This window comes from Amycolatopsis sp. SID8362, assembly GCF_010550475.1.
GTDB classification, from domain to species: domain Bacteria; phylum Actinomycetota; class Actinomycetes; order Mycobacteriales; family Pseudonocardiaceae; genus Amycolatopsis; species Amycolatopsis eburnea.
Genome location: NZ_JAAGNB010000199.1, coordinates 1 through 6971 on the forward strand (window position 1 = coordinate 1; position 6971 = coordinate 6971).

The following is a 6971-nucleotide window of genomic DNA, read 5'->3' on the forward strand; positions in this document are numbered from 1 at the left end:
CCTGGTCGCGCTCGAAGCGGTGAAGTGGCTGGCCGGGCAGCGGTACCCGGGCCAGCGGGCGCTGTGGACGTTCGACAGCCGCGACCTGACCGGCGAACGGCACGCGGTGCGCGCCCGTCCGCAGTGCGCGTCCTGCGGAGATCCCGGCCTGGTGCGCGAACGGACGCGCCGGCCCGTGGCGTTCGAGTCCCGGCCGAAGTCGCGCACCGACGGCGGCGGGCACCGCGTGCTGCCGCCGGAACAGGTGCTCGACGCGTACCGGCACCTGGTCAGCCCGCTGACCGGCGTCGTCACGGAACTGCGCCGCGACACGCGTGGCCCGGCCCTGTTCGCGTCCTACCGCTCCGGCCCGAACACCGCGCTGGGCCGGCGTGGCGCCGAGCGGCTGCGCACGGCGTTGCGGAGCGAGAACGGCGGCAAGGGCGTCACCCCGATCCAGGCCGAGGTCGGCGCGCTGTGCGAGGCCCTCGAACGGCACAGCGGGCACTACGACGGCGACGAAGAGCGGGTGCGCGCCAGTTTCCGTTCGCTGGGCGGCAAAGCGGTGCACCCCGATACGTGCCAGTTGTTCCACGAACGGCAGTTCGCCGACCGGGCGCGCGGCAACGCGGCGCACGGGCCGTTCCAGTTCGTCGCCGAGCCGTTCGACGAGGACGCCGAGCTCGACTGGACGCCGGTGTGGTCGCTGACCCGCGGCGAGCACCGGTTGTTCCCCGCCGCGCTGCTGTACTTCGGCGCGCCTGGGCCGCCGTCCGTGCTCGCCGACTCCAACGGCAACGCCGCGGGCGGCACCCTGGAGGACGCCGCGCTGCAAGGGATGCTCGAAGTCGTGGAGCGCGACGCCGTCGCACTGTGGTGGTACAACCGCACCCGGCAGCCGGCGGTCGACCTGGACGCGCCCGGGGACCCCTGGGTCGCCGAGCTGCGCGAGGCGTACGCCGGGCTGGGCCGCGAACTCTGGGTCCTCGACGTCACCTCCGACCTCGGGATACCCGTGTACACCGCGATCTCCCGGCAGGCCGGCGGGCCCCGCGAGGCGATCATGCTGGGCTTCGGCGCGCACCTCGACCCGGCGGTCGCCCTGCGGCGCGCGCTGACCGAGCTGAACCAGATGGTGCCTGCGATCCTCGACGGCTGGGACGGCGGCGACGACCCGGACGCGGTGCGGTGGCTGCGGGACGCGACCGTGGCCACCGAGCCGTACCTGCTGCCCGCCCCGGAGTGCGCCGCACCCGCGGCCGACGTCTCCTCGCCCGACCTGCTGGCGGACCTGGCCCTGGTGCGCGGCAGATTGGAGGACGCCGGGCTCGAGGTGTTCGTGCTCGACCAGACGCGTCCCGACATCGGCCTGCCCGTGGTCAAGGTGATCGTGCCCGGCCTGCGGGGGTTCTGGGGCCGGTTCGCGCCCGGCCGGCTCTACGACGTGCCCGTGCGGCTCGGCCGGCTGACCGAGCCGCACGGCTACGACGACCTCAACCCGAGGCGGATCTTCCTCTAGCACTGCCCGTCGGCGAGCACCCAGTAGCCCGGTGACGTCTCCTTCAGCGCGTGCGTCGTGAAGGTGTTCCACAGGCCCATGGCCTGGTTCGAGCCGTTCGCGTACGTCTGGCCGCCGCTCTGGTGCGCGCGCCCGGCTTGGGTGTGGGCGTAGTTGCTGGCGTTCACGCAGGTGCCCGACGGCGGGGCGCTCGTCGTGGTGGTGGTCGGCGGCGCGGCCGTCGTCGTCGAGCCGGATCCCTTGTCCAGGCCCCAGAACACGCCGGTGTAGTAGCTGGAGCAGATCCCGGCGAGGAAGTAGGCGCCGGTGCTGCCGCACTGCGTCGTGCCGGTGCCCGGGTCGACGGCGGTGCCGTGCCCCATGCCCGCGATGGAGTACAGCTGGACCTTGTCGGCGTAGTTCGTCAGCGTCGTGCCGCCGGGCAGGGACTGGGTGCTCGACGGCGTCTGGGAAACGCCGTGCACGGCCGTCCACTGGTCCCGCAGCTCGGTCCCGTTGACCGGGTAGACGGTGTAGTCGCCGGTGCCCTGCCAGATCGCGACGCGCGGCCACGGCCCGCCGTAGCCGGGGTACTGCGCCGTGGCCTTCGCCGCCCACTGGGCCGGGCTCAGGTGCTGGTCGTTCTGCTGGCAGTTCGTCGCTTCGGTGACGCTCGTGGCGCACTGCGCGGGTAAACCCGCGTTGATGCCGCCGCCGGCGAAGACGTCCGGGTACGCGGCGAGCAGGTCCGCGGTCATCCCGCCGCCCGCCGACAGCCCGGTCACGAAGACGCGGGAGGTGTCCGAGCCGTGGTCGGCGACCGCCTTGTCCACCATGGACTTCACCGACGCGGCCTCGCCGTTGCCGCGGGTGTCGTCGGCGGTGGAGAACCAGTTGAAGCACTTCATGGAGTTGTTCGCCGTCGACTGCTGCGGGAACACCACTTCGAACCGCCACCGGTCGGCCAGCGCGGGCCAGCCCGAGTGGGCGTAGTAGTCCGCCGCGCTCTGCGTGCAGCCGTGCAGCGCGACGACGACCGGACGGCCGGTTTCGAGTCCGGCGGGGGTGTAGGTGTACATCGCGAGTGCGCCGGGGTTGGCGCCGAAGTTCGTCACCTGGACCAGGGACGCGGCCGGGGGATCGGCGGCCGAGGCCAGGCCGGTGGTGGTGAGGGCGGCGGCGGCGATCGCGGCCAGTCCGGCGAAGGCGAGCTTGCGCATGGTGAAGTCCTTCTCGTCGTTGAGAGGGTTTCCAGCGACGCTAAGCCGGTCCGGGGGTCCGGACCATGTGGCCGTCCACCACATCGGCACGCGGATTCATGGTGACCGGCGGGGTGGCTCTCCGGCGGGGCACGCGCTTGAGTTCTGTCCCATCGACGAGACCGGAGGTGGACCGTGCGGGGTTGGCTGACCTTGGTGGTGGCGGGTGCGCTCGTGGCGGCGCTGCCCGCGTCGGCGTCGGCTTCGGCCGGGCGCTGCGAAGTGGCCGTGCCGGGCGCGAAGAAGTCCGTCTCCGCGTGCCTCGACGACCTGACGACGACGGGCACGCTCGCGTCCGGGCACACCGTCGAGGCCGACTGGGCCGGGCTGACCTCGGCCGGGCTGCCGGTGCCGGGCCGCGTCCCCGGCGTCCAGGTCGACGGGTACTTCCCGGATTCCTCGACGTCGAACGCGAACCACGGCTGGAACCACGACGCCCAGTTCGTGCTGCGGCTGCCCGACCGCTGGAACGGCGGTCTCGTCGTGGCCGGCTCACCCGGCGTGCGCCGCCAGTACGCGAACGACCGCGCGATCGGCGACCAGGCACTGGCCGAGGGCTACGCCTTCGCCGCGACCGACAAGGGCAACACCGGCGCGGCCTTCTACACCGACGGCGTCCGGCCGGGCGACGCGCTCGCGGAGTGGAACACGCGCGTCACGCAGCTGACGGTGGCCGCGAAGGGCGCGCTGACCCGCCACTACGGGCGCCCGCCCGCGCGGACCCTCGCGGCCGGTCTGTCCAACGGCGGGTACCTGGTGCGGTGGCAGCTGGAGAACCGGCCGTGGCTCTACGACGGGGGCGTCGACTGGGAGGGAACGCTGTGGCGTGCCGATGGACCGAACTTGTTCACGTTCCTGCCGCCGGCTCTGCGGGCGTACCCGGCGTACGCGGCGGGTTCCGCCTCAGCCCATCAGTCCATTTTGGACGCCGGGTTCGCGCCGGGGTCGGAGTTCCTGTGGGACTACCACTACCGCGTCTACTGGGACCTGACCCAGCGGATCTACCGCGAGGAGGTCGACCCGTCGTTCGACGGCGCGCTCGCCGCCGGAACCCCGTTCTGCGCCTCGGGAACGCCGTCCTGTGACACGGACTACGACTACTCGTCCCGCCCCGCGTCCGTGGCGCGGGCGGTGGAGCGGATCTCGCTGACGGGCCGGATCGGCAAGCCGCTGCTGACCCTGCACGGCACGCTGGACACCCTGCTGCCGATCACCCGCGACTCCGACGTCTACGACGCGATGATCCGCGACGCGGGCCGCGGCGCGCTGCACCGCTACTACCGCGTCGAGGGCGGCAACCACGTCGACGGGCTGGTCGACCAGTATCCGGACCGCCTGCGCCCGCTGGGCCCGTGCTTCCGGACGGCGTTCGACGCGCTGGCGGGCTGGCTGCGCGGGGTGCGCCCGCCGGCGTCGGCGACGATCGCCCGCCCCGCCGGAGCGACCCCGGCGGAGCTGGCGACCTCCTGCGACCTGGGCTGACCGGTCAGTCCTCCGGGTGCACGCCGCCGTCTTCGGCGATCCACCCGGCGGGCCAGATGTGCCCCGCGTCCGCGTCGGCGACCTGAGCGCCGGTGAAATCGGGTTGCTCACGAAAGCTCGCGCCGTCGAACGAGGGGGACGAGTTGAATTCGGTCTTCGTGAAGCCAGCTCGGCGGTGGAATCCGGCGTCGTCGAAGTCCGTCTCCCGCTGGAAGACCGCAGACGTGAAGTTGACGTCGTCCATGAACACGGCGGATGTGAAGCTCGTGTCCCTGGAGAACGTCGTCCGGACGAACGACGTCATTTCGTGGAAGAAGCAGGACTGGAAGTACGCGCCGTTGAGGGAGGCGCCCGAGAAGCTCGCACCCACCGCGAACCGCACGTTGACGAAGTACGCGGTCCGGTCGAATTTGCTTTCGCCGAACTCGGCGGCGCCGGTGAAGTCCGCGTCGTCGAAGTCGGTGCCACCCCGGAACTGCGTTTGCTCGAAGGTTGCGTCTCGATGGAACGTGGCGCCGACGAAGGTGACGTCACCGACCCGGCAGCCCGCCAGGTCGAACTCGACCAGATTGGCATCTCTGAGGTCGAGGCTGATGTCCGGCCAGAAGGTGGCTGTGTCGTCGGGTGAGAGATGCCTTTTGAGGATCTGCTGGGCGGTGCGGCGGACGTCGAGCTCGAGCCGGCGCTCGGCGCCCGCCGCGTCCTCGGATCCGTCTTCGTGGGCGGGGTCGCCGTCGTCAGCCGAGGAAGGCAGGTGGACGCGGTTCGTACGCCGGGGCGGCGGCCGGTAGGGCCCTCGCAGGTAGGCGCAGATCCGGTCGACGACGGTCTGTCTGAGGCCGGGGTGGGCCTGGGCGAGCCGCTCGAGGTCGGTGAGGCCGCCGATGCGCACCGCTGCCTTGTCACTGCCGAGTTGCTCACTGGCTTTCGCCGACAGCTCGTTGATCTCCTTGGCCTGGTCGGCGGCGAGCAGGCGGTGGTGTTCTCGCTGTCCCAGCCGGAGCCGCTCGACCGCGACGATGGCCGCCAGCACGGCCAGGACCGCCGCCGCGCTCTTCCAACCGGTGTCGAACGCGTCGCGGTGCTCGGCTCGTGTCCCGCCCCACAGGATGGCGGCCACCGTGAAGCCCACTGCGACGCTCGCGGGAAGGGCGATGCCGATCCACCACCACGAGAACGGGCGTGGGGCAGGGGCTTCGATGCCGGGAGCCATGCGTCATCTCACCACGCCGGGGGCGGCCGGGTGCGGGGTTTCCGGCACCCGGCCGCGTTCCGGTCAGTCGCCGTTGATCAGGTGGTTGGCGAGCACCGGGCTGAACGTCCCGGCCGGGACGCCCGTGCCGTAGCCGCAGCTCCCGTCGGAGTCGCCGGGGACCTTGATCCACAGCTGCATCTCCGGGCCGCCGCCGAGCTGGGACGTCGCGCCCAGCTTGCGCTTCGGCGGGTTGCACCACTCGGAGTCGGTGCCGTGGCCGTTGCCGTTGCGGCTGGAGTCGACCACGAACGGCGCCGCGTAGCCGAGGGCCGCGCCGACCGCCTTGCCGTACGTCGCCGACTCGGCCGTCGTGTAGAAGTTCGACACGTTGAGCACGAAGCCGTGGATGGACTGGACGCCCACCTGCTTCAGCCGCGAGGCCATCGTGGCCGCCGGGATCCAGGTCGCGTTGCCGCCGTCCATGTACGCCCACGTGTTGGGCGCCTTCTGGGCGAACTGCGTCGCGGCGAACTTCAGCAGGTCGACGCGGTCCGTGCGGGCGGTGCCGGGCAGGCAGTCGAGCTGGGCGAGCGCGTCCGGCTCGAGGACGACGATCGCCGGCTTGCCGCCGATGCCGTCGGCGAACGCCGAGATCCAGTCGCGGTAGGCCTGCGGGCTGCCCGCGCCGCCGGTCGACTCGCCGCCGCAGTCGCGGCCGGGGATGTTGTAGGCGACCAGGACCGGCAGCTTGTCGGCGACGTCGGCGGCGTAGGTGTACTTGTCGACCGCGGTGCGGATGTCGCCGCTCCAGTTGCCGAACCAGCGGGCGCCCGGCTTCGTCGCGATCGACGTCTTGATCGGGCCCGCGAGGCTGTCGGCCGGGTGGTCGCGGACCCACACCGCCGGGTTGGAGTCCGGGTCGACGTAGAAGCCGTTGGTCTTCTCGAGGGGGTTGCCGTCCGCGGCGAGGGCCGGGGACGCGGGGGCGAGGCCGGTGAGCGCGAGCGCGGCGGCCACGAGCCAGGTCGAAATGCGCATTCCGCGAGTTTGCCGCGCGGGTGTACACGAGCTGTACAAAACAAAAGTGAACCGGCTGCCCCGCGCGTCCGTACTACTGGGTGAGGGGCTGTTTCCGGCTACCCCGAAACCGGTCCTGACCTGCGAATACACTGCCGAATGGGTGACCGGCGTTCGGCCGCTTGCGGTAGTGTCGCCCCTCGTTCATGATGGGGTTCCGGGGTCCGCGAAATCCGTTCACGTCGAATAGCCAGGTGCCGGCCATGCTTCGGAAGAACCGTCCGTCCGGAAGTGAACGCCATGCCTCTACCCGTCGCCGGGGCCGCCTGATGGCCGCGGACCTGCCCAGCCTCGCCATCGTGGCCGGCCTGCTGCTCCCGGCGCTGGCCGCCGCGGCCTGGGCGATCACCCTCGAGCGCCACCCGCGCCGCGTCCCCGACGAGCCGGACGACGAGCCGGACTGGACGGTGGCAGGCATCCAGGCCCGCCTGCGCTTCGAGCAGTCGGCGCGCCGGCGGGCGGAGGCAGGCACGATCGCGCT

Annotated in this window: 5 protein-coding genes and 1 pseudogene; 3 read left to right on the forward strand and 3 right to left on the reverse strand. The window is 72.0% G+C overall.

The features are described 5' to 3' along the window. The coding region (locus G3I65_RS07260) for a TOMM precursor leader peptide-binding protein (RefSeq protein ID WP_160695401.1) at positions 1 to 1498 on the forward strand (1498 nt) is incomplete at its 5' end. Here G3I65_RS07260 and G3I65_RS07265 read toward each other — a convergent pair. Continuing rightward, on the reverse strand, positions 1495 to 2697 hold the full coding sequence (locus tag G3I65_RS07265; protein ID WP_160695402.1) for a PHB depolymerase family esterase: 1203 nt from the start codon (positions 2695 to 2697) through the stop codon (positions 1495 to 1497). The two genes, G3I65_RS07260 and G3I65_RS07265, sit on opposite strands and share 4 nt — an antisense overlap. Before the next feature lie 192 nt (positions 2698 to 2889). On the opposite strand from G3I65_RS07265, the gene G3I65_RS07270 reads away from it, so the two are divergent. Further along, the gene (locus G3I65_RS07270; protein WP_160695405.1) at positions 2890 to 4218 is read left to right on the forward strand and encodes a 3-hydroxybutyrate oligomer hydrolase family protein; all 1329 of its coding nucleotides are present in this window, start codon (positions 2890 to 2892) and stop codon (positions 4216 to 4218) included. A gap of 4 nt (positions 4219 to 4222) precedes the next feature. Here G3I65_RS07270 and G3I65_RS07275 read toward each other — a convergent pair whose 3' ends face one another. Continuing rightward, positions 4223 to 5431 (reverse strand): pentapeptide repeat-containing protein, encoded by a 1209-nt coding sequence (locus G3I65_RS07275; protein ID WP_160695403.1) that lies wholly within the window; start codon positions 5429 to 5431, stop codon positions 4223 to 4225. 63 nt (positions 5432 to 5494) lie between these two features. After that, a complete protein-coding gene (locus G3I65_RS07280; RefSeq protein ID WP_160695404.1) occupies positions 5495 to 6451 on the reverse strand; it encodes a glycoside hydrolase family 6 protein in 957 nt (318 codons plus the stop codon). A 308-nt stretch (positions 6452 to 6759) separates the two neighbouring features. Between G3I65_RS07280 and G3I65_RS07285 the strand changes: the two are divergent. Next, positions 6760 to 6971: pseudogene (locus tag G3I65_RS07285) on the forward strand (hypothetical protein); the annotation flags it as partial.